Raw genomic sequence first — 22,067 nt, 5'->3', positions numbered from 1 at the left:
GGCCGAAGCACAAAATCAAAAGATTAAAAGGGGAATGACAGGCATAAAAAAACGCGGCGCCCTCGCAGGCACCGCGTTTTCTATGTGGATCAGTTTTCCGGGGTTTGTTCGGCCAGGGCCACGGCGCGGAACATCGCGCGACGCTTGTTCAGGGTTTCTTCCCATTCCAGCGCCGGTACCGAGTCGGCGACGATGCCGCCACCGGCCTGCACATGCAGTTCACCGTTCTTGATCACGGCGGTGCGAATCGCAATCGCGGTGTCCATGTTGCCGTTCCAGGCGAAGTAACCGACCGCGCCACCATAGACGCCCCGCTTGACCGGTTCCAGCTCGTCGATGATTTCCATCGCGCGAATCTTCGGTGCGCCGGACAAGGTGCCGGCCGGCAGGATCGCCCGCAGTGCGTCCATCGCTGTCAGCCCGGCCTTCAATTGGCCGGTGACGTTAGACACGATGTGCATCACGTTGGAATAACGCTCGATGACCATCTTCTCGGTGAGCTTCACCGAACCGATTTCCGAGACGCGCCCGGTATCGTTGCGGCCCAGATCGATCAGCATCAAGTGCTCGGCGATTTCCTTGTCATCCGACAGCAGGTCTTTTTCCAGCGCCAGGTCCGCCTCTTCGTTGGCCCCGCGTGGGCGAGTGCCGGCAATCGGGCGCACGGTGATCAGGTTGTCTTCGACCCGCACCAGCACTTCCGGCGAACTGCCGACGACGTGGAAGTCGCCGAAGTTGAAGAAGTACATATACGGCGTCGGGTTGAAGCAACGCAGCGCCCGGTACAGATCGATAGGCGCAGCCTTGAAGTCGATCGACATGCGCTGGGACGGCACGACCTGCATGCAGTCACCGGCCAGGATGTATTCCTTGATGGTGTCGACGGCTTTCTCGTAATCGTCCTGGGTGAAACTCGAACGAAACACTGGATCGGCCGATTGCTGTTTGCTGAAGTCCAGGCCACGGCGCGGTGTGATCGGCTGACGGAGTTGTTCCAGCAGCGCTTGCAGACGCGCCTGACCTTGTTCGAAGGCATCTTCCTGAGACGGATCGGCCAGGACAATCGCGTGCATCTTGCCGGCGAGGTTGTCGAACACCACCACCGCATCGGACACCATCAGCAGAATGTCCGGCACGCCCAGCGGATCCGGGTTCGGGCATTTGCCCAGACGCTTCTCCACATAACGCACGCAGTCGTAACCGAAGTAACCCACCAGACCGCCGTTGAAGCGCGGCAGACCGGCAATGGTCGGCACGTTATAGCGCGCCTTGAAGGCTTCGACGAAGGCCAGTGGGTCTTCAACGTCGTGGCTTTCGATCTCGACGCCGTCGTGGGTCACGCTGACGTGGTGATCGTGAACCCGCAACACAGTGCGGCACGGCAGGCCGATGATCGAATAACGGCCCCACTTCTCGCCGCCCTGCACCGACTCCAGCAAATAGGAGTTCGGCTCGTCGGCCAGTTTCAGGTAGATCGACAGCGGCGTGTCGAAGTCGGCCAGGGTTTCGCAGGCAAGCGGGATGCGGTTGTAGCCGGCAGCGGCCAAACGCAGGAATTCTTCGCGGATCATGGAGTAGCCTCGTGGCTTGAGGGTCTAACGGTCAGGTATGCAAACGCGCCGGATAGCCGGCCAGGAACAAGTCAGGCGCGCCAACGCCAGCGGGCCAGGGCCTTGATGACTTTCATCCAGAGTTTGCGAGTGACCACCACGATGGCGTTTCCAGCAGGGGGTTGAACAGCGTCGGGCAACGTTATCTCAGCGGCCGGATCCAGGCAACCGGGAATTAGTTTGCGCAGATCATCGATCACCAGCGCCGGCGACTCTTCGGCAATCGGTCGACCATGGTTATAACCGTAACTGAGGGCCACGCATTTGACCCCCGCCGCTTTCGCCGCCAGCACATCGCTACGCGAGTCGCCGACGAACAATGATTGCGACGCCGGAATGTTGGCCATTTTCATCACAAAAAACAGCGCAGCCGGATCAGGTTTCTGTTGTGGCAGGGTGTCGCCGCCGATAATCCATTTGAAGTAACGGCCGATTTTCATCTGATCCAGCAGCGGCGCGACGAAGCGCTCCGGCTTGTTGGTGATCAGCGCCATCGCCACGCCCTGCTTGTGCAGCCATTTCAGGGTGTCGCGCACACCGGGATAGACCACGGTCTGCTCATGCCCCTCACCGTAGGCCTCCATGAAAATCTGCAGTGCACCCTCGGCTTCGCCATCATCGACCGACGAATGATCGATGCCGCCGGCCAGTGCACGGCGCACCAGCACCGGCGCGCCGTTGCCGACCCACTCACGCACCGGTTCGATGCCGACCGGGTCACGCCCGAGTTTGAGCAGCATGTTATCCACAGCCGCTGCGAGGTCAGGGACCGAATCGACCAGCGTGCCATCCAGATCGAACATCACCAGCCGCGGCAGACGCCCCGGGAACAGCTGCTCAAAACCGCTCATGGGCGAGCCAGCGCCAGTTCGGAGCGCATTTTTTCAATCACTTCCTGGTAGTTCGGCGCATTGAAGATCGCCGAGCCGGCCACGAAAGTGTCGGCGCCCGCAGCGGCGATTTCGCGAATGTTGTTCACGTTCACCCCGCCGTCGATTTCCAGGCGAATGTCACGCCCGGAGGCATCGATCAGCGCCCGTGCCTCACGCAGCTTGTCGAGGGTGGCTGGAATGAACTTCTGCCCGCCGAAGCCCGGGTTGACGCTCATCAGCAAGATCATGTCAACCTTGTCCATCACGTACTTGAGCACGTCCAGCGGGGTCGCCGGGTTGAACACCAGGCCCGCCTTGCAGCCGCCTTCGCGGATCAGTTGCAGGGAACGGTCGACGTGCAGCGTGGCTTCCGGGTGGAAGGTGATGTAGGTCGCACCGGCTTCGATGAAGTCGCCGACGATGCGGTCCACCGGGCTGACCATCAGGTGCGCGTCGATCGGCGCGGTCACGCCGTACTTGCGCAGCGCGGAGCAGACCATCGGGCCGATGGTCAGGTTCGGCACGTAGTGGTTGTCCATGACATCGAAGTGCACGAAGTCGGCGCCGGCGGCCAGGACGTTGTCCACTTCCTCGCCCAGGCGGGCGAAGTCGGCGGAGAGAATCGACGGAGCAATAACGAAGGGCTGCATGACGCACCTTTTTTGAGCAGAATCACGATGGCGCGCATTGTATACCTCATGCTTTGACGCGCGCACCGTGCTGCGATGATTGGGGCAAGTCCTAGTAGGCCGCTCGGTAGATCTTCTCGATATCGGTGGCGCTCAACTTGCGCGGATTGTTGCGCATCAGGCGTTCGGTGCCAGCGGCTTCCACGGCCATGGCCGGGATCGCCTCCTCGGGCACCCCGAAACTGCGCAGACCTCGCGGGATCTCCACGGCGGCGCACAGCTCGGTCATCGCCTCCACGGCTTTATCCGCCGCCTCACTGGCGCTCAGATGAGCGGTCTTCACCCCCATGGCCTCGGCAATATCCTGCATGCGTTCCACGCAGGCCATCTTGTTCCAGGTCATGACATACGGCAGCAGCAAGGCATTGCTGACACCATGGGCAATGTTGAAACGCCCACCCAGCGGATACGCCAACGCATGCACCGCACCGACCCCGGCATTGCCGAACGCCATGCCGGCCATCAGGCTGGCGGTGGCCATGTCTTCGCGGGCTTGCAGGTGGGCGGGATTGGCGTAAGCCTTGGGCAGCGCCTTGGTAATCAGCTTGATCGCGCCAATGGCCAAGGCATCGGTGATGGGCGAGGCGTTGAGCGACAGGTAGGACTCGATGGCGTGCACCAGCGCATCGACGCCACTGGCGGCGGTGACACTGCGCGGGCAGGTCAGGGTCATTTGCGGGCTGACCAACGCCACGTCCGGCAACAGGTAATCGCTGATGATACCCATCTTCAGCTGCGCGACCTTGTCGGAGAGGATGGCCACGTTGGTCACTTCCGAACCGGTGCCAGCGGTGGTCGGGATGGCGATCAGCGGCGGGCCTTTGCGCGGCACCTGATCGATGCCGAACAAATCCTCCAGCGCACCGTGATAACCGGCATAGGCGGCAACACTCTTGGCGATATCGATGGCACTGCCGCCGCCGAGGCCGATCAGCCCGTCATGCCCACCCTCACGGTAAACCCGCATGCAATCTTCGACGATGGCGATTTCCGGGTCCGGCAACACCCGGTCGAAAATCTCATAACTGCGCTCGCCCAGCTGCGCCAGCGCCAGCTCCACCGTGCCGGACTTGACCAGCGCGGCATCGGTGACGATCAGCGGGTTGTCGATGTCCAGACGCGTGAGCTCGGCCGCCAGTTGCTCGATGGCACCTGCGCCGGTGATCAGTTTGTGAGCGATTTTGAAAGAGGAAAGACTCATGTGCGCAGCCTCTTATAGATAGGGGAGCTGGGCACAATAGTAGCTGGGGATTGGGGTTTGTCTGCTATTAAGTTGGTGAATGATCGAGGTGCTTCTGTGATCGTTCCCACACTCGCGCGGGAACGATCACAGTTGGCGTCAGGCTTGGGCGGTGCGCAGTTTTTCGCTGCGCCCACGCAGCCATTCCAGGGTCAGCAACAGGATCACCGAGAATGCGATCAGCAGCGTCGCGGCAGCGGCGATCGTCGGGCTGAGGTTTTCGCGGATGCCGCTGAACATCTGCCGTGGCAAGGTCGCTTGTTCGGGACCGGCGAGGAACAGCGTCACCACCACTTCATCGAACGAGGTAGCGAAGGCAAACAGCGCACCGGAAATCACCCCCGGCGCAATCAACGGCAAGGTCACCCGGCGGAACGTCGTCAGCGGCGAAGCCCCCAGGCTGGCCGCGGCCCGCACCAGGTTCTGGTTGAACCCCTGCAAGGTCGCCGATACCGTGATGATCACAAACGGCACGCCCAGCACGGCGTGCACCACGATCAACGAGGTATAGCTGTTGCCGAAGCCCAGTGGCGCGAAGGTCAGGTAACTGGCCACACCAATGATCACCACCGGCACCACCATCGGCGAAATCACCAGCGCCATTACCAGCGCCTTGCCCGGGAAGTCGCCACGGGTCAGGCCGATCGCCGCCAGCGTACCGAAGATCATCGCCAGCACGGTCGCTGCCGGAGCCACGATCATGCTGTTCTTCAACGAACGCATCCATTCCGCCGAGGCAAAGAAGTCCTGATACCAGTGCAGCGAGAAGCCTTGCAGCGGGTAGACCAGAAAACTCCCTGAGTTGAACGACAGCGGAATGATCACCAGCACCGGCAAGATCAGGAACAACAAAATCAAGCCGCAGAGAATCCGCAAGCTGTAGAACCACACCCGTTCGATGGGCGACATATAAGGACTCAGCATTTCACTCTCCCCTTAGCTCAGGCGCAGGCGACTGGCGCCCACCAGCCAGCTGTAAATCAGATAAAGCACCACGGTCGCCAGCAGCAACAGTCCACCGAGCGCGGTCGCCATGCCCCAGTTGATGCTGGTGTTGGTGTAGAAGGCGACGAAGTAACTGACCATCTGATCGTTCGGGCTGCCCAGCAACGCCGGGGTGATGTAGTAGCCGATGGCGAGGATGAACACCAACAGGCAACCGGCGCCAACACCGGCATAGGTCTGCGGGAAGTACACCCGCCAGAAACTGGCGAACGGGTGGCAGCCCAGGGAAATCGCCGCACGCATGTAAGTCGGCGAGATACCTTTCATCACGCTGTAGATCGGCAGAATCATGAACGGCAGCAGGATGTGCACCATCGAGATGTAGACCCCGGTGCGGTTGAACACCAGCTCCAGCGGCTTATCGATGACGCCCATGGCCATCAGGCCGCTGTTGATCAAGCCGCCCGATTGCAGCAACACGATCCACGCCGCGACCCGCACCAGAATCGAGGTCCAGAACGGCAACAGCACCAGAATCATCAGCAGGTTGCTTTGGCGCGAGGGCAGGTTCGCCAGCAGGTAGGCCAGCGGATAAGCAAGCACCAGGCAGATCATGGTGATGATCAGGCCCATCCAGAACGTACGGGCAAAGATGTCGAGGTAGATCGCCTGATCGGGAGTGGCCCGGGCCAGTTCGCCGAGGTCGTCGATACGGTGATCGACGGCGGCCAGCAGGTAATAAGGCGTCACGCCACTGGTGTTGCGGCGCACCACCTGCCAATAGGCCGGATCGCCCCAGCGTTCGTCGAGTCCTTCCAGCGCTTCTTTATAAGAAGCAGGCTCCGTGGCGAACGGCAAGGCGCGCGCGGTTTTGGTCAGCAGGCTGCGGTAGCCGGCCAACTCCATGTTCAAGCGCTTGGACAAATCACCCAAGGTCTGATTCTTGCGGGCTTCGGCGAGGTCTTCGCTGGCGGCCTTGTACACAGGCTCTGCCGGCAGGCCTCGGCCATCCCAACTGGCGATGGCTGCCACGGTGCGCGGCATGACGCCGACCACTTCCGGGTTACCGACGCTTTTGTAGAGCAGCGCCACGATCGGCACCAGGAACACCAGCAACAGAAACAGCACCAACGGCGCGATCAAGGCTTGTGCTTTCCAGCGGTTGATTCGCTCGGCGTGCTTTAGCCGCTGCTTCAAGGTGGGGTCGGTGCCCGCGTTCACGGGAACGGCGATAGCCATGGCGTACTCCGGAAATCTTTGATCAATCGATAAGGGGGAGCGAAATTGTGGCGAGGAGGCTTGCCCCCGTTCGGCTGCGAAGCAGCCGTGAAACCATGCATCCGGTGTACCTGATACATCGCGGTTGCAGGTTTTAGGGCCGCTTCGCGACCCAACGGGGGCAAGCCCCCTCACCACAATGGCTCGCCCTCACAAGAGGGCTAGCCCTCTGGTTACTTCGCTGCCCAGGAATTGAAGCGCTGCTCCAGTTGCTCGCCGTTGTCAGCCCAGAAGCTGACGTCGATCTGCACCTGGTTGGCGATGTTTTCCGGGGTGGTTGGCATGTCTTTCAGGACATCCTTGGACAGCAATGGCACTGCCTGGGTGTTGGCCGGGCCGTAGGCGATGTTTTCCGAGTAGGTCTTCTGCTGTTGCGGCTGTACCGAGAAGGCGATGAATTTCTTCGCAGCTTCGGCACGGGTCTTGTCCAGACCTTTTGGAATGGCCCATGCGTCGAAGTCGTAGATACCGCCGTTCCACACTACTTTCAGGTTGCTTTCTTTTTGTACCGCGGCGATCCGGCCGTTGTAGGCCGAGCTCATGACCACGTCACCGGAGGCGAGGTATTGCGGCGGTTGTGCGCCGGCTTCCCACCACTGGATGCTTGGCTTGAGTTCATCGAGTTTCTTGAACGCGCGGTCCTGGCCATCTTTGCCGGCCAGCACTTTGTAGACGTCTTTCGGCGCAACGCCGTCAGCCATCAGTGCGAATTCCAGGGTGTACTTGGCGCCTTTGCGCAGGCCGCGCTTGCCCGGGAATTTCTTGGTGTCCCAGAAATCAGCCCAACTGGTCGGAGCGGTTTTCAGCTTGTCGGCGTTGTAGGCCAGCACGGTCGACCACACGAAGAAGCCCACGCCGCACGGCTGGATAGCGCCTTTGACATAGTCTTCAGACTTGCCGAACAGCTTCGGATCAAGCTGCTCGAACATGTCTTCGTCGCAACCACGGGACAGTTCCGGCGATTCAACTTCCACCAGGTCCCAGGACACGCTCTTGGTGTCGACCATGGCTTTGACCTTGGCCATTTCGCCGTTGTATTCGCCAGCGACGATTTTGCCGTGGCCCGCCGCTTCCCATGGTGCGTAGAAGGCTTTGACCTGCGCCGCCTTGTTCGCCCCGCCAAAGGACACCACGGTCAGGTCCGGGCCAGCCGCCATCGCGTGCGCCGCGCCGATCATGCCGACGACCAGGGCGGTGAATTTCAGGGATCTCAACATTTATTGTTCTCTCCACGTGCAGGGTTGGTGTTGGTGAAGCAGGGGGCGATCAATGCGCCTCTAGAAGTGGGTCGAGCGCGCGAACGTGTTCGACCTGCCAGCCAAGCGGTACCACGTCGCCGACAGCCAGCGCAGGATCGAGCTCGGCAATCGGTTGTTTCACGAAGAAGTCGGTCTTGCCGCAGACTTCCAGGCGAACCCGGACGTGGTCGCCCAGATAGATGAATTCCGCCACCCTTCCCGAGAAGCGGTTGACACAGGACTCGCTCGAGCCATTGAGGCTCACGCGCTCCGGACGAATCGACAGCGTGACGGGTTCGCCGGTCTTGCCGACGTTGACCGCCAGTGCTTCAACCTTTTCACCGCGACCAAGCTCGACCACGCAGCGATCACCGGTGTGGCTATGCAAGCGGCCGTTGAGGCGGTTGTTCTCGCCGATGAAGTTGGCGACGAAAGTATTTTTCGGCTCTTCGTAGAGCGTGCGCGGTGGCGCGATCTGCTGGATCTCGCCCTGGTGGAACACGGCGACGCGGTCGGACATGGTCAGGGCTTCGCCCTGGTCGTGGGTCACGTAGACCACGGTCACGCCGAGGCGCTGGTGCAGGTGTTTGATTTCCATCTGCATGTGTTCACGCAGTTGTTTGTCCAGTGCGCCGAGGGGTTCGTCCATCAGCACCAGTTGCGGTTCGAACACCAGGGCGCGAGCCAGGGCCACACGCTGCTGCTGACCGCCGGACAGTTGCGCCGGATAGCGCTGGGCGAAAGTATCGAGCTGAACCATGCTCAGCACACGCTTGACCCGGTCACTGACGTCGCTCTTGTTCAAGCCGCGCACGGTCAGCGGGAACGCCAGGTTCTCGGACACGGTCATGTGCGGAAACAACGCGTAGTTCTGGAACACCATGCCGATGTCGCGCTTGTGCGGTGGCACGTTGTTGATGGAACGCCCGGCCAGTTGAATCTCCCCGGCGGTCGGCGTTTCGAAGCCGGCGAGCATCATCAGACTGGTGGTTTTGCCGGAACCGGACGGCCCGAGCAAGGTCAGGAATTCGCCTTTGCGAATTTCCAGGTTGAGGTCTTTGACAATCAGGTTCTCGCCGTCGTAGCTCTTTTGCACTCCACGAAAGCTGACCAGAATATCGCTGGCCCCTGCACTTGAATCAACCTGGCTCATACCCACACCTTTGTTATTGATGACTGCTGTGGACTAAGCCTAGTGGACGCTGGGAGCCGCGCAAATCGGGGCGCAGGAGAGAATCGCCTCAGCCGGATGGAAGGTTGGGGGTAGGGATTGCCCTACAAGGATGGCGGGGATGGATATGTCGATTCTTGATGGCGACAGACGGTGAGCTGCAAGCCACAGGAACCGGTAAAAGCGGCTTTGCGGGCATGTCGTAATTGGACATGCACGCTCCCACAGGTATTTGCAGTGAGTCAGCGGGTCGTGTGGATCACAGGAGTTTGTGTTCCATCGCGTACTTCACCAGTTCGGCCAGGGAGGTGATGTTGAGTTTCTGCATCAGCCGCGCCTTGTGGGTACTGATGGTTTTGCTGCTCAAGGCCAGTTGCTGGGCGATGTCGTTTACGTTGGCGCCCTGGGCCAGGCGTTCGAATACCGAGAATTCACGCTCCGACAGCAACGAGTGCAGCGGCCGTGTGTCGGTCAGGCCGACTTCGAAAACCATGCGGTCGGCCAGGTCCGGATCGATGTAGCGCCCGCCCGCCGCGACCTTGCGAATCGCCGTCAGCAACAATGCCGGATCGCTGTCCTTGGTCGCGTAACCCGCAGCGCCGACCTTCAACGCCCGAGCGGCCATCTGCGCTTCGTCGTGCATCGACAACACCAGAATCGCCGGCGGATTGCTCATGGCGCGAATCCGCGGGATCGCCTCCAGGCCGTTGACCCCGGGCATGGAGATGTCCAGCAACACCACTTCGCAGGGAACATGGCGCAAGGTATCGAGCAACTGCTCGCCATTGCTCGCCTCCCCGACCACCAGCAAGTCCTTGGCCAGGCCGATCAATTGCTTGATGCCTTCGCGAACGATGGTGTGGTCTTCGGCTACCAATACACGGATCACGTTCTTCTCCATTCTTCTTATGTCAGAACCAAGATCTATCGCGGGCTTGCCTGCAAAGGCGCCAGCTCAAACAACACAAAACCATCAGGCTTCATCCAGCGGCACTCGCACCGTCAGGGTCGTGCCCTCCCCCGGCTCACTCTCAAGCGACAATTGCCCGCCCATGATCAACACCCGCTCACGCATGCCAACCACGCCGAAGGATGTCGGCCTGCCAGGCGCAGCGACAAATCCTACGCCATCATCGCTGACAGTCAGACAAAGCTCATCGCCCTCAAGGGCCAGCGTCAGTTCAACAGTATGCGCCTGGGCGTGGCGCATGACATTGGTCAGCGCCTCCTGAAGGATCCGGAACAGGCCGATGGCCTTGGCATCGCTGAGCACCGGCAAGTTATCCGGCACTTGTACCAGACACGGAATATGCGTGCGCGCCTCGAACCGTCGGGCCTGCCACTCGATGGCCGAGGCGATCCCGGCATCGAGAATCGGTGGCCGCAGCGCCGTGGCCACATCACGCACCAGTTGAAACAGCTGCGCGATCAAACGCTTCATGCTGTTCAAGCGCTCGTGCAGGCCCGGATCGAGCTGCGCATACGCCAACTCGCACATGGACGTTTCCAGCTTCAACACCGTCAACATCTGCCCCAGCTCGTCGTGAACTTCCCGGGCAATCCGCGCCTTCTCCTCTTCCCTCACGCTCTCCAGGTGCGCAGACAACTCGCGCAACTGCTCACGGGAGCTGGCCAGCTCCAGCTCGATGCGCTTGCTCTCGGTGATGTCCCAGACGATCCCGTCCCAGACATAGGCGCCGTCTTCCAGTCGGCGGGTAATGGCCTTGATCTCAGCCCAGCGTTGTTCGCCCTGACGGGTCAGAATCCGTCCCTGCCACGACCAGTCGCTGTCGGTGTCCAGTGCATGGTCCTGGGTCTGGTGATAACTGGCCTTGTCATCCGGATGCACCAGGCTGCGCAGGCCTTTGTCACGATGGGCCAGGGTGGCGGGCGAGTAGCCCACCAGGCTCTCGCTGCCTTCACTGATGTAGGCAAAGTCGATCTGCCCGGTCACTGGCGCGCGCTCCAGACGAAAGACCAGCCCGGGGACGTTGGCGGCGATCCCCTGCAGCCGTGCTTCACTTTCCTGCAAGGCGGCCAGGGCGCGACGACGCTCGGTGACATCATTGAGGTAAACCACCAGGTATTCGCCCTCGCGAAAACGCAGGAAGCTCAACGAGACATCCGCCGGCAGAATACTGCCATCGGCCCGCACACAATTGGTTTCGAAACTTAGCGGCCCTTCCTCACTGGCCCGGGCGCGTTTCCACAGGCTCAGCCAGCGGTCCATGTGCAAACCGGGCTCGAAATCGATCAAGGGTCGATCAATGATCCCGCCCGCCGGATAGCCGAGCATACTTTCGGCGGCACGGTTAGCGTAGCGCACATGGCTGTCCCAGTTGACCCAAAGGATGCCGACGGTGCTTTGATCGATGGAAAACTGCGTGAGACGCAAGGCTTCTTCGCTGGCCTCGCGCAGGGCAATGTCTTCGCGCGCCGCCAGCAAACGTTGCTCCAGACTGTGTTGCTGACGACGCTGCCAGAACACAATGGCCATGCTGCTCAGCAATAACACCAGCAACAGCAGGCAGAGGTTTTTCCAGAAAACCGGTGAATCGGACAGCCGCGGGTACTTGGGTTGCAGCCATTGATCGTGCAGTCGCTCGAGGTCTTTGGCCGGAATCGCGCGCAGCGCGTTTTCGACGATGCCGGCCAACTCCGGCCAGTCCCGACGCGTGGCCACTCGCAACAGTTGCGGGAAACCGATGTCGCCCACCACGGCCAGCCCGGCAAACTCGGGTTCGGCTGACAGACGCCCGAATTGCGCTTCATCGACCACCGCGTAACCGGCCTGCTGACTCAACAACAGTTGCAGCGCCTGGCGCTCCAGAGGCACGCCCTGCAGGTTCAAATGCGGATAGGTACTACGCAAGAAATCGGCGGTGACGCTGGGCATGCGCACGGCGACGCGGGTCTGACTGTCGAGTTTTTCCAGCTCCACCACACCGGTGCTCTTCTGGTCGCTGACCACCAGTTGCGGCACCCGCATGTACGGATCGGAAAATTGCCAGAATCGTAAACCGGCGGGGGTTTGGGTCAGCCCCGGCGCGATATCGATATCGCCTTCGCGCGCGGCGGCTTCCAGTTGCGCAAGATCAGGATAATTACGCCAGCTCAGCTCGACCTTGAGCGACTTGGCCAGCCACTTCATCAACTCGATGTTGACCCCGGACAGGCGCTGCAAGCGGCGATCGTATTGGGCATAGGGCACTTGCAATACGACCCCTACCCGCAACTCTTCATGCTGCGCCAGCCATTGCTGTTGCGCCGAAGACAACGACACGACATGCGCCGGTGGCGCGGGAGCCGCCCAGCCCATCAAGGGAAACCACAAACAGCCGATAACCCACAGGCAGCGAAAATGCATCATCGAAGTCTCACACACTGACAAATACTGACCAACCCATTAGGCTGCCGGAATTAACTTCTGGCCTGGAATATCCGATGCCCCCTGTCTACCGCCTGGCACTGCCAGCATTGTGCCTGTCGCTGATCCTGCCGTGCGCCTTTTCCGTCGAGGCGGCCGACCCGGCACCTGCCACTGCGGAAAAGCCCGCCGAAGAAAAACCGGTCGAACGCCAGCCGCTGCTTGAGCGTAGCCAGGAAGAATCGACGGCACTTGAGCGACAAATTCCTGCGCAGGAACAGCAGCAACTGCAAGCCGGTACCGACAGTTTTCTCGCCCTGTGGAAGCCGGCCAATACCGCCGACCCCAAAGGCGCGGTGATTATCATCCCGGGTGCCGGCGAAACCGTTGACTGGCCGCAAGCGATCAGCCCGTTGCGCCGCCAATTGCCGGACGCCGAGTGGAGCAGCCTGAGTATCACCTTGCCGGACCTGCAAAGCGAAGCCATTGCGCCACGTGTCGTCGAAGTGGCGCCAGCGCCCAAAGCGCCTGATACCGGCAACAAAGACTCGACCACCGCGGCGCCCATCGAACAGGCCGCCGGCGGCGAAGCGGAGGTGGCCGACAAGGCTATCGCCGAAACCACCGAAGAACACGCCAAAGCCGACGCCGAGCGAATTTTCGCCCGCATCGACGCGGCCATCGCTTATGCCGAACAGCAAAGCGCTCGCAAAGTCGTCGTGCTGGGGCATGGCACCGGCGCTTACTGGGCCGCGCGCTATCTGAGCGAGAAGCAGCCATCGCAAGTCGAGAAGTTCGTGATGGTCGCCGCCCAGACGCCTGTTACGGCGAAGCCTGAGCTTGCCGAGTTGACGCCGACAATCAAGCTGCCGACTGCCGACATCTTCTATATAGACAAACCACTGGATCGCAACGCGGCACTGGAACGCTTGCAGGCCAATAAACGTTTGAAGACATCGGCGTTCAGCCAGGTCTCGCTCAAGGCACTGCCGGGCAATGCCAAGGCTGAGCAAGAGCAGTTGGTTCGCCGGGTGCGGGGATGGTTGAATCCGCAGCCTGCGGCGGACTGATGGATCGCGTCGCCCCATTCGCGGGCGACACAACTCTGCCCTGCTATCGAAAGTCCCGCCGTTCACGAATCAACGTGTAGGCGTTGTGCAATTCACGAGTCTTGTCCGTCGCCTCGCGAACCTGCAACGCCGTCGCACCGCTGCCGGCAATCTTGTCCGGATGATGGCGACTGAGCAGGCGTCGATAGGCGCGTTTGATCTGTGCTGGCTCGCTGGTCGCCGACACTCCCAATAACCGCAAGGCGTCCTGATACGTAATCGCGCTGCTGACCAATGGTCGCTTCGGCTCGTAGTCACTCGCCAGTGCCTGTACCTGTTGCGGCGTCCAGCCCAACCATTTGCCCCACTGGGCAATCAGTTCGCGCTCGCTGCTACCGGCGCGGCCATCGGCCCAGACCATCCGCCAACAGGCACGCAACACGCCTTCCGCGGCATGGGGCTGAGCACTCAAGCGTCGCAGATAGCCACGCAACCGATCACGCCCCGACTTGCCGCGGTTGAACGCCGCTATCGCCCGACGTTGCGCCGACTCGGTCATCTCCAGCGCACGCATTTCCTGTCGCGCCTGCTGAATGTGGCCATCCACTACCCGCCCATCACTCTTGGCCAATCGGCCCAGCAACACAAACAGCAGTTCATCGTTGCGCAGCACCGAGCGGCCACCGAACTTTTCCCATAAATGTGCCCAGCTCTGCAGGTGCAAGCGCCGATCCAGCGCCTGTCCCAATAAAGCACCGAGCATGGCCCCCGGAATGCTGGCTATGGCAAAGCCCGCTCCGGCTCCAATCAGAGTCCCTGGCCACAACATGTCAGCGTCTCGCTTCTATCAAGGTTTCTACTTCAGCCAGGCGCTCGTGAGTGCCGACATCTACCCAATGTCCATTCAGGCGCTCGCCCGTCACTTGTCCATCGGCCATGGCTTTGCGCAACAATGGCGCAAGCTTGAAGGCCCCGGCCGAGCAACCGTCAAACAACTGCGGGTGCAGCACGGCGATGCCGCTGTAGGTCAGGGTTGGGGTATCCGGCTGACCGTCCTGCACATGGCCATCGACCAGAGTGAAGTCCCCGCTCGGGTGATGCGCCGGGTTGTCCGCCAGGATCAAATGGGCGAGCCCGACGATGGGCTGGTTCAACACGCTGAAGTCGTAGTCGGTCCAGATGTCGCCGTTGACCACCACAAAAGCCTCATCACCCAACAAAGGCAACGCGCGGAAAATACCGCCACCGGTTTCCAGCGGTTCACCTTCCGGCGAATATTGAATGCTCACGCCATATTTCGAGCCATCGCCCAGATAATCTTCGATCTGCTGACCGAGCCAGGCATGGTTGATCACGATCTCGGTAAACCCGGCAGCCGCCAGCGCGTGCAGGTGATACTCGATCAAGGGCGCTCCGCCGGCACGAACCAGTGGTTTTGGCGTGGTCAGGGTCAGCGGACGCATGCGCTCGCCTTTACCCGCCGCCAGAATCATTGCCTTCATGCCTTCACTCCAGCACGCAGACTGGCCAGCAACACATCCAGCTCAGCCAGTTCAGGACGACGGGCAATGACCGCGTCTATATAAGCAAAGAAACGCGGCACATCGCCGAGATAGCGTGGCTTGCCGTCGCGATGGCAAATGCGGGCGAAGATGCCGATGACTTTCAAGTGACGCTGCACGCCCATCAGGTCGCTGGCGCGCAGAAAGTCTTCAAAGTCCGGCTGAACCGGGATGTCGAGCGCACCGGCTTGCTGCCAGTAATCCTCCAGCCAGCCGCGTACGCGTTCTTCAGGCCAGCTGAGGAAGGCGTCCTTGAACAGGCAGGTCACGTCATAAGTCACCGGCCCGTAGACCGCGTCCTGGAAATCCAGCACGCCGGGATTCGGCTCGCTGATCATCAGGTTGCGCGGCATGTAGTCGCGATGCACCAGGACTTTAGGCTGAGCCAGAGCGCTGTCGATCAGCAGGTCGCTGACCTGCTGCCAGAGCACCTGCTGCGCAGCATCGAACTCGATACCCAGTTCGCGCTTCACGTACCACTCGGGGAACAGTTCGAGCTCGCGACGCAGCAGCGCGACGTCATAACTCGGCAGCGGCGCCACCATCGGCAATTGCTGGAAAGCCAACAGCGCTTGCAGGGCATCCTTGAACAAATCGTCGGCATTTTCGCCGTCGATCACGTCCAGATAAGTCTTGTTGCCCAAGTCATTGAGCAAAAGGAAACCGCGCTCGAGGTCCTCGGCATAAATTTTCGGCACGTTTATGCCGGATTTCGCCAGCAGAAAAGCGATATCCACAAAGGGTTTGCAGTTTTCCTGGGGCGGTGGCGCGTCCATCACGACGAAACTTCTGCCTGCTCCTTCCCAACGGAAATAGCGCCGAAAACTCGCGTCGCTACTGGCCGCGGTCAACGTGGCCGGGGGCACGGCGCCCCAACCTTGTTCTGCAAAGAGGATAGCCAACTGTTCATCGAGCCAAACTTTCAGGTGTTGCAAGCGTACATCTTGGTCAGGCATTGCAAGGGTCTCCGACGGCGCTAGCCGTCAAGCGGGTCATGCTTTATTATCCAGCATCTTTTTCAGACCATCGAGAGGCGTGCGGCCCACACCGCGGGCAGATGGCACGCAGGAAGCCCGGACTAATAAGATGGCATTGAAATCCCCCGCGTTTCGTAAAAAATTTCCGTTGTTGGTTACCGGCAGTCTGCTGGCCCTGCAACCCCTGGCCACGTCGTTCGTGGTCGCCGCGGAACAGTATGACTGCTCAGTATCTGCTTCGGGTGCCTGGGACTGTGCGCCAAAGGCACCGGCCGCTGCATTGCCGCCGCGCCCCGTGCATGAAGGCAGCGCAGTTTCCGCTACTGGAGAAACCCCGGCAGGCACCGCCTCCAGCGAAGACACCGGTGCCAAGCCTGTGCTGGTTACCGAGTCCAAGGGCCGCGGCCTGAAGTCGCGTAGTGAAGACTACAGCCACCTCGACTGGGTTCCGCGCGAGAAGCTCACCGCAGCGCAATTGGCCGAAACCGGTCCTTACTGCTCTGGTTCCTATATCGAACCGATTCGTCCTGGCATGAACGACAAGACGAATAAAAGTGACGCTCCAACCTTTATCGGCGCCAAGGCCTCCCGCTATAAGCAGGAAGAGCAGGTCGCGACCCTGGCCGGTGACGTGGTCATGCGTCAGGGCAGCATGCAGGTCGAAGCCGACGAAGCGAACCTGTACCAGGCCGAGAGCCGTGGCGAACTGGCCGGCAACGTGCGCATTCGCGACAATGGCGCGCTGATCGTGGGCGATCACGCCGACGTACAGCTCGACACCGGTGAAGCCAAGGTCGACAACGCCGAGTACGTGATGCACAAGTCGCGTATCCGCGGTAACGCGCTATATGCCAAACGTGCCGAGAACGCGATCATCCGCCTCAAGGATGGTACATACACCACGTGCGAACCGAACAGCAACGCCTGGCAGCTCAAGGGCAACAACATCACCTTGAACCCGGCCACCGGTTTCGGCACCGCGACCAACGTGACGCTGCGGGTCAAGGACATTCCGGTTCTGTACACGCCGTACATCTATTTCCCGATCGACGACCGCCGCCAATCCGGCTTCCTGCCGCCGACCATCGGCGCCGGCAGCGATACCGGCTTCCTGCTGGTCACCCCGTATTACTTCAACCTGGCGCCGAACTACGACGCCACGTTGTACCCGCGCTATATGAGCAAGCGCGGCCTGTTGATGGAAGGCGAATTCCGTTACCTGACCAAGTCCAGCGAAGGTCAGTTCGGCGCCGCGTACCTCAACGACGAAGATACTGAACGCAGCAAGCAGACCGACTACGAAAAAACCCGCTACATGTACAACTGGCAGCACAAGGGTGGCCTCGACTCGCGCGTCTTTACGCAAGTCGACTACACCAAGATCAGCGATCCGTATTACTTCCAGGATCTGCAGACTAACCAGATTGGCGTGAAAAGCGCTGACTACGTGAACCAGCAGGGCTCCGTCACCTATCGTGGCGACAGCTACGTCGCTCGCTTGAACGCCCAGGCTTATCAGCTGGCGACCGTTTCGAACATCACGCCGTATGACCGTTTGCCGCAGATCACCTTTAATGGTCAGCTGCCGTATCATCCGGAAGGTTTGGACTTCGATTACGAGACAGAGATCGTTCGATTTGACCGGGATCTGAAGACTGGAACATTCGTCCAGCAGGACGGGATTACCACTGAGTCACGTCTGGATAACAACATCTTTGGTCTGGCACGCGCCAACGGCGACCGTTTGAATCTCAAACCAGGTGTCAGCCTGCCGCTGTACTGGACCTATGGTTTCTTCAAGCCATCGCTCAAGTACCAGTACACACAGTATCAACTGGATCTGGACGGCCGCGGCAAAAGCGAAATCGCTTCGCAAAGCGCGGAGCAGGACAGGCTCAACGGCACATTCAGCAGCAACCAGAACCGTGGGGTACCGATCGCCAGCATCGACAGCGGTCTTTACTTTGACCGCAACACTTCCTGGTTCGGAAAAAACTACCGTCAGACCCTGGAACCGCGTCTGTTCTACCTCTATGTACCTGAGGAAGACCAGAAGGATATTCCAGTGTTCGACACCAGCGAATACACCTTCAATTACGCGTCGCTCTTCCGTGACAACCGTTTCTCCGGCTCCGACCGTGTCGGCGACGAGAACAAACTGTCCTTGGGCGTGACCAGCCGCTGGATCGAAGACAATGGTTTCGAACGTCAACGCATCAGCGTCGGCCAAGCCTTGTACTTCAAGGACCGTAAAGTCCAACTGCCAGGCATTGCTTTCGATGATCGTGACGATGCGAAGGCCAACGTTTCGCCATATGCACTGGAATACGAATACCGCTGGAACCGCGACTGGCGTACCACGGCCGACTACAACTGGGACCCGGACAGCCGCAGCCCTCGCTCGGGCAGCGCGATGTTCCACTACCAGCCTGAAGACAACCCGAACAAGGTCATCAACGCCGGCTATCGCTATCGCAATGACCAGGTCCGTTATGACCAGAACACCGGTAAATGGTCGGTGGGCGGTGGCGATTACGGCACCCCGGGCCAACCTGGCTACGTGAAGGACTACTACAAGATCAAACAGCACGACTTCTCGGTGATCTGGCCGATCGTGCCGCAATGGAACGCTATCAGCCGCTGGCAGTATGACTACAACCGCAACCGTACCCTGGAAGCCTTTGGTGGTTTCGAGTACGACAACTGCTGCTGGAAACTACGCCTGATCAACCGTTACTGGGTTTCCTATGACGAATTCAGTCAGGAAGCTCCACAAAACGAAAAAGGCGACCACGGCGTCTTCCTCCAAATTGTTCTGAAGGGACTCGGCGGCCTCACTGGCGCCAAAGTAGAGAGTTTCCTCGACAAAGGCATCCAAGGTTATCGTGAACGTGAAGACCAAGCTTTCTGATTGTCTGCGCCCGCTGATGCTGGGCGCGCTGTTCCTGGGTACCGCGGCCAACGCCGCGGTACAGTCCATCGATAAAGTGGTGGCCATCGTCGACAATGACGTGGTCATGCAGAGCCAACTGGACCGGCGCGTTCACGAAGTTCAGCAAACCATCGCCAAACGCGGTGCTGCCGTACCGCCTACCGGCGTACTGGATCAGCAGGTGCTCGAGCGTCTGATCGTCGAAAACCTGCAATTGCAGATCGGCGAGCGTTCCGGCATCCGCATTACCGATGAAGAGCTGAACCAGGCTGTCGGCACCATTGCCCAGCGCAACAACATGTCGATCGAACAATTCCGCGCCGCTTTGGCTCGCGACGGCCTGTCTTATGACGATGCCCGTGACCAGATCCGCCGTGAAATGATCATCAGCCGTGTGCGTCAGCGCCGTGTGGCGGAACGCATCCAGGTGTCCGAGCAGGAAGTGAAGAACTTCCTGGCATCCGATCTGGGCAAAATGCAGCTGTCCGAAGAGTTCCGCCTGGCCAACATCCTGATTCCTACGCCGGAAAGCGCCAACTCCGACGCGATTCAGAATGCCGCCAAGCAAGCCGATGCGGTTTACCAGCAACTCAAGCAAGGCGCTGACTTCGGTCAGTTGGCAATCGCCAAGTCCGCCAGCGAAACCGCGCTGGAAGGCGGCGACATGGGCTGGCGTAAAGCCGCTCAACTGCCACCTCCGTTCGATCGTTTGCTCGGCACCATGGCCGTTGGCGACGTGACCCAGCCAATGCGCACCCCGGGCGGCTTCATTATCCTGAAGATCCTCGACAAGCGTGGCGGCGAATCCCAGGTGCGTGACGAAGTCCACGTGCGGCACATCCTGGTCAAACCGAGTCCGATTCGCGACGAAGAAAAAACCAAGGCCCTGGCTCAGTCGCTCTATACCCGTATCGCAGCGGGCGAAGATTTCGGCGAGCTGGCGAAAAGCTTCTCGGAGGATCCGGGTTCCGCCCTCAACGGTGGCGACCTGAACTGGATCGACCCGAACGCGCTGGTGCCTGAATTCCGCGAAGTGATGGCCAAGACCCCCCAAGGTCAGCTGTCCAAGCCGTTCAAGACCCAATATGGCTGGCACGTACTGGAAGTTCTTGGCCGCCGCGCCACCGACAGCACCGCCCAGGCCCGCGAGCAGCAAGCCATGACCGTACTGCGTAACCGCAAATACGACGAAGAGCTGCAAACCTGGCTGCGTCAGATCCGTGACGAAGCGTACGTAGAAATCAAACTCCCTGGTGCAGACCAGGCAGCGCAGTGAAACCCAAGCGTTTCGCGCTGACCCCCGGCGAACCAGCCGGCATAGGTCCCGACCTGTGCCTGCTGCTCGCCTCGCAAGCCCAGCCACATCCCCTGATTGCCATTACCAGCCGCGACCTGCTCCTTGAGCGGGCCGCGCAGCTGGGCGTGGTTGTCGATCTGCTGCCGGTAACACCGGACAGCTGGCCGGATGCTCCTGCACCCGCCAACAGCCTGTATGTGTGGGATACGCCCCTCAACGCCAAGGTCACCGCCGGGCAACTGGACAAGGCCAATGCGGCTTTCGTTCTGGAAACCCTGACCCGTGCTGGCCAGGGCTGTCTGGATGGGCATTTCGCCGGCATGATCACCGCGCCGGTGCACAAGGGCGTGATCAACGAATCCGGGATCGCCTTTTCCGGGCACACGGAGTTTCTCGCTGACCTGACCCACACCGCGCAAGTGGTGATGATGCTCGCCACCCGCGGTTTGCGCGTGGCGCTGGTCACCACTCACCTGCCTCTTCGCGAGATTGCCGACGCGATCACGCCGGAGCGGCTGGAGCGGGTCACGCGGATCCTGCACACCGATCTGAAAGAAAAATTCGGCATCGCCCAGCCACGCATCCTGGTTTGCGGGCTCAACCCGCACGCCGGTGAAGGCGGTCATCTGGGCCATGAAGAAATCGACATCATCGAACCTACATTAGAGCGCCTGCGCGGCGAGGGCATGGACCTTCGCGGCCCCCTGCCCGCCGACACTCTGTTTACCCCCAAATATCTGGAGCACTGCGACGCGGTGCTGGCGATGTACCACGACCAGGGCTTGCCTGTGCTGAAATACAAAGGCTTCGGCGCGGCAGTCAACGTGACCCTCGGCTTGCCGATCATCCGCACATCGGTCGACCACGGCACCGCCCTGGACCTGGCCGGCAGCGGCAACATCGACACCGGCAGCCTGCAAGTCGCCCTGGAAACCGCCTACCAGATGGCCGAGACCCGTTTATGACCGAGCATTACCAACACCGGGCGCGCAAGCGCTTCGGCCAGAACTTCCTGCACGATGCCGGCGTTATCGATCGCATCCTGCGCTCCATTCACGCCAAACCTGAAGACCGCCTGCTGGAAATCGGTCCGGGCCAGGGTGCATTGACCGCCGGCCTGCTCAACAGCGGCGCTCAACTGGACGTCGTAGAGCTGGACAAGGACCTGATCCCGATTCTCAATCAGCAGTTCGCCGGCAAGAGCAACTTCAACCTGCATCAGGGTGACGCGCTGAAGTTCGACTTCAACAGCCTGAACGCTGCGCCAAACAGCCTGCGAGTGGTCGGTAACCTGCCGTACAACATCTCGACGCCGCTGATCTTTCATCTGCTGAACAACGCCAACCTGATTCGCGACATGCACTTCATGCTGCAAAAGGAAGTGGTCGAACGTCTGGCTGCGGGTCCGGGTGGCGGTGACTGGGGTCGCCTGTCGATCATGGTTCAGTACCATTGCCGGGTCGAGCATCTGTTCAACGTCGGCCCGGGTGCGTTCAATCCTCCGCCGAAAGTCGACTCCGCGATCGTGCGCCTGGTGCCCCACGCGGTACTGCCGCACCCGGCCAAGGATCATCGCCTGCTGGAGCGCGTTGTGCGTGAAGCCTTCAACCAGCGCCGCAAGACCCTGCGCAACACACTGAAACTTTTGCTGAGCAATGCCGAAATCGAAGCCGCCGGCGTCGATGGCAGCTTGCGCCCCGAGCAGCTCGACCTGGCCGCCTTCGTACGCCTGGCCGACAAGCTCAGTGAACAAGCCCTACAAAAGCCTGCCACTGACTGACAGGCGATGAGCGCTATCGGGTAGGACGCCACTCTGGTTTACTACCCGATACTTGGCCTA

Annotated in this window: 18 protein-coding genes; 5 read left to right on the top strand and 13 right to left on the bottom strand. The window is 60.5% G+C overall.

The genetic code is table 11. The features are described from left to right. Positions 1–89: 89 nt before the first annotated feature. The 10 genes from trpE to AC1DQM_RS12050 form a co-directional block, all read right to left on the bottom strand. Positions 90–1,571, bottom strand: coding sequence for an anthranilate synthase component I (gene trpE / locus AC1DQM_RS12095; protein WP_018928867.1), 1,482 nt, complete (start codon positions 1,569–1,571; stop codon positions 90–92). A 71-nt stretch (positions 1,572–1,642) separates the two neighbouring features. Beyond that, entirely contained in the window at positions 1,643–2,461 is an 819-nt protein-coding gene (locus tag AC1DQM_RS12090) for a phosphoglycolate phosphatase (RefSeq protein WP_477746232.1), read from the bottom strand. Further along, positions 2,458–3,132 (bottom strand): ribulose-phosphate 3-epimerase, encoded by a 675-nt coding sequence (rpe, locus tag AC1DQM_RS12085; RefSeq protein WP_007941649.1) that lies wholly within the window; start codon positions 3,130–3,132, stop codon positions 2,458–2,460. The genes AC1DQM_RS12090 and rpe overlap by 4 nt, the downstream gene beginning before the upstream one ends. Positions 3,133–3,223: 91 nt before the next feature. Then, positions 3,224–4,372, bottom strand: a complete 1,149-nt coding sequence (locus tag AC1DQM_RS12080; RefSeq protein WP_019580746.1) for an iron-containing alcohol dehydrogenase — start codon at positions 4,370–4,372, stop codon at positions 3,224–3,226. A 138-nt stretch (positions 4,373–4,510) separates the two neighbouring features. After that, positions 4,511–5,335, bottom strand: a complete 825-nt coding sequence (locus tag AC1DQM_RS12075; protein ID WP_018928864.1) for an ABC transporter permease — start codon at positions 5,333–5,335, stop codon at positions 4,511–4,513. A 12-nt stretch (positions 5,336–5,347) separates the two neighbouring features. Further along, the gene (locus tag AC1DQM_RS12070) at positions 5,348–6,595 is read right to left on the bottom strand and encodes an ABC transporter permease (RefSeq protein ID WP_018928863.1); all 1,248 of its coding nucleotides are present in this window, start codon (positions 6,593–6,595) and stop codon (positions 5,348–5,350) included. A gap of 212 nt (positions 6,596–6,807) precedes the next feature. After that, on the bottom strand, positions 6,808–7,851 hold the full coding sequence (locus tag AC1DQM_RS12065; protein ID WP_018928862.1) for an ABC transporter substrate-binding protein: 1,044 nt from the start codon (positions 7,849–7,851) through the stop codon (positions 6,808–6,810). 49 nt (positions 7,852–7,900) lie between these two features. Next, entirely contained in the window at positions 7,901–9,025 is a 1,125-nt protein-coding gene (locus AC1DQM_RS12060) for an ABC transporter ATP-binding protein (RefSeq protein WP_018928861.1), read from the bottom strand. Positions 9,026–9,302: 277 nt separating this feature from the next. Next, a complete protein-coding gene (locus AC1DQM_RS12055) occupies positions 9,303–9,944 on the bottom strand; it encodes a response regulator (protein ID WP_177325199.1) in 642 nt (213 codons plus the stop codon). 72 nt (positions 9,945–10,016) lie between these two features. Beyond that, complete coding sequence (locus AC1DQM_RS12050) at positions 10,017–12,413, bottom strand: PAS domain-containing sensor histidine kinase (protein ID WP_086944458.1); 2,397 nt, start codon at positions 12,411–12,413, stop codon at positions 10,017–10,019. A 74-nt stretch (positions 12,414–12,487) separates the two neighbouring features. Here AC1DQM_RS12050 and AC1DQM_RS12045 point away from each other — a divergent pair, with 74 nt between their 5' ends. Continuing rightward, positions 12,488–13,480, top strand: coding sequence for an alpha/beta hydrolase family protein (locus AC1DQM_RS12045; protein ID WP_477746231.1), 993 nt, complete (start codon positions 12,488–12,490; stop codon positions 13,478–13,480). A gap of 43 nt (positions 13,481–13,523) precedes the next feature. On the opposite strand, the gene AC1DQM_RS12040 is transcribed toward AC1DQM_RS12045, so the two are convergent. The 3 genes from AC1DQM_RS12040 to AC1DQM_RS12030 are packed head-to-tail and all read right to left on the bottom strand — an operon-like array spanning position 13,524 to position 15,977. Further along, the gene (locus AC1DQM_RS12040) at positions 13,524–14,288 is read right to left on the bottom strand and encodes a TerB family tellurite resistance protein (RefSeq protein WP_064620755.1); all 765 of its coding nucleotides are present in this window, start codon (positions 14,286–14,288) and stop codon (positions 13,524–13,526) included. Between the two features lies 1 nt (position 14,289). Then, on the bottom strand, positions 14,290–14,961 hold the full coding sequence (gene murU / locus AC1DQM_RS12035; RefSeq protein WP_477746230.1) for an N-acetylmuramate alpha-1-phosphate uridylyltransferase MurU: 672 nt from the start codon (positions 14,959–14,961) through the stop codon (positions 14,290–14,292). Beyond that, entirely contained in the window at positions 14,958–15,977 is a 1,020-nt protein-coding gene (locus AC1DQM_RS12030; RefSeq protein WP_477746229.1) for an aminoglycoside phosphotransferase family protein, read from the bottom strand. Before AC1DQM_RS12030 ends, murU begins: the two co-directional genes overlap by 4 nt. A 130-nt stretch (positions 15,978–16,107) precedes the next feature. Between AC1DQM_RS12030 and AC1DQM_RS12025 the strand changes: the two genes are divergently transcribed. From AC1DQM_RS12025 to rsmA, 4 genes are read left to right on the top strand one after another with little or no spacing between them, the layout of a single operon-like run. Then, the gene (locus AC1DQM_RS12025; RefSeq protein WP_064620764.1) at positions 16,108–18,909 is read left to right on the top strand and encodes an LPS-assembly protein LptD; all 2,802 of its coding nucleotides are present in this window, start codon (positions 16,108–16,110) and stop codon (positions 18,907–18,909) included. Beyond that, positions 18,890–20,206 (top strand): peptidylprolyl isomerase SurA, encoded by a 1,317-nt coding sequence (surA, locus tag AC1DQM_RS12020; RefSeq protein WP_138866396.1) that lies wholly within the window; start codon positions 18,890–18,892, stop codon positions 20,204–20,206. Before AC1DQM_RS12025 ends, surA begins: the two co-directional genes overlap by 20 nt. After that, positions 20,203–21,192, top strand: a complete 990-nt coding sequence (gene pdxA, locus AC1DQM_RS12015) for a 4-hydroxythreonine-4-phosphate dehydrogenase PdxA (protein WP_019580736.1) — start codon at positions 20,203–20,205, stop codon at positions 21,190–21,192. Before surA ends, pdxA begins: the two co-directional genes overlap by 4 nt. Then, positions 21,189–22,007, top strand: a complete 819-nt coding sequence (gene rsmA, locus AC1DQM_RS12010) for a 16S rRNA (adenine(1518)-N(6)/adenine(1519)-N(6))-dimethyltransferase RsmA (RefSeq protein ID WP_018928851.1) — start codon at positions 21,189–21,191, stop codon at positions 22,005–22,007. The genes pdxA and rsmA overlap by 4 nt, the downstream gene beginning before the upstream one ends. The last annotated feature ends 60 nt before the right edge of the window (positions 22,008–22,067 follow it).

This window comes from Pseudomonas sp. 01L34, assembly GCF_056400265.1.
The sequence above is the reverse complement of the archived record's forward strand: the minus strand, read 5'-3'. Positions and strand labels throughout refer to the sequence as shown.

Bases quoted from the DNA above. Each gene is read 5' to 3' on its own strand.
- AC1DQM_RS12075 (WP_018928864.1), bottom strand. From the start codon at position 5,335: ATGCTGAGTCCTTATATGTCGCCCATCGAACGGGTGTGGTTCTACAGC.
- AC1DQM_RS12045 (WP_477746231.1), top strand. From the start codon at position 12,488: ATGCCCCCTGTCTACCGCCTGGCACTGCCAGCATTGTGCCTGTCGCTG.
- AC1DQM_RS12040 (WP_064620755.1), bottom strand. From the start codon at position 14,288: ATGTTGTGGCCAGGGACTCTGATTGGAGCCGGAGCGGGCTTTGCCATA.
- AC1DQM_RS12050 (WP_086944458.1), bottom strand. From the start codon at position 12,413: ATGATGCATTTTCGCTGCCTGTGGGTTATCGGCTGTTTGTGGTTTCCC.
- rsmA (WP_018928851.1), top strand. From the start codon at position 21,189: ATGACCGAGCATTACCAACACCGGGCGCGCAAGCGCTTCGGCCAGAAC.
- trpE (WP_018928867.1), bottom strand. From the start codon at position 1,571: ATGATCCGCGAAGAATTCCTGCGTTTGGCCGCTGCCGGCTACAACCGC.
- AC1DQM_RS12065 (WP_018928862.1), bottom strand. From the start codon at position 7,851: ATGTTGAGATCCCTGAAATTCACCGCCCTGGTCGTCGGCATGATCGGC.
- AC1DQM_RS12080 (WP_019580746.1), bottom strand. From the start codon at position 4,372: ATGAGTCTTTCCTCTTTCAAAATCGCTCACAAACTGATCACCGGCGCA.
- murU (WP_477746230.1), bottom strand. From the start codon at position 14,961: ATGAAGGCAATGATTCTGGCGGCGGGTAAAGGCGAGCGCATGCGTCCG.
- rpe (WP_007941649.1), bottom strand. From the start codon at position 3,132: ATGCAGCCCTTCGTTATTGCTCCGTCGATTCTCTCCGCCGACTTCGCC.
- AC1DQM_RS12055 (WP_177325199.1), bottom strand. From the start codon at position 9,944: ATGGAGAAGAACGTGATCCGTGTATTGGTAGCCGAAGACCACACCATC.
- AC1DQM_RS12030 (WP_477746229.1), bottom strand. From the start codon at position 15,977: ATGCCTGACCAAGATGTACGCTTGCAACACCTGAAAGTTTGGCTCGAT.
- AC1DQM_RS12060 (WP_018928861.1), bottom strand. From the start codon at position 9,025: ATGAGCCAGGTTGATTCAAGTGCAGGGGCCAGCGATATTCTGGTCAGC.
- AC1DQM_RS12025 (WP_064620764.1), top strand. From the start codon at position 16,108: ATGGCATTGAAATCCCCCGCGTTTCGTAAAAAATTTCCGTTGTTGGTT.
- AC1DQM_RS12070 (WP_018928863.1), bottom strand. From the start codon at position 6,595: ATGGCTATCGCCGTTCCCGTGAACGCGGGCACCGACCCCACCTTGAAG.
- AC1DQM_RS12090 (WP_477746232.1), bottom strand. From the start codon at position 2,461: ATGAGCGGTTTTGAGCAGCTGTTCCCGGGGCGTCTGCCGCGGCTGGTG.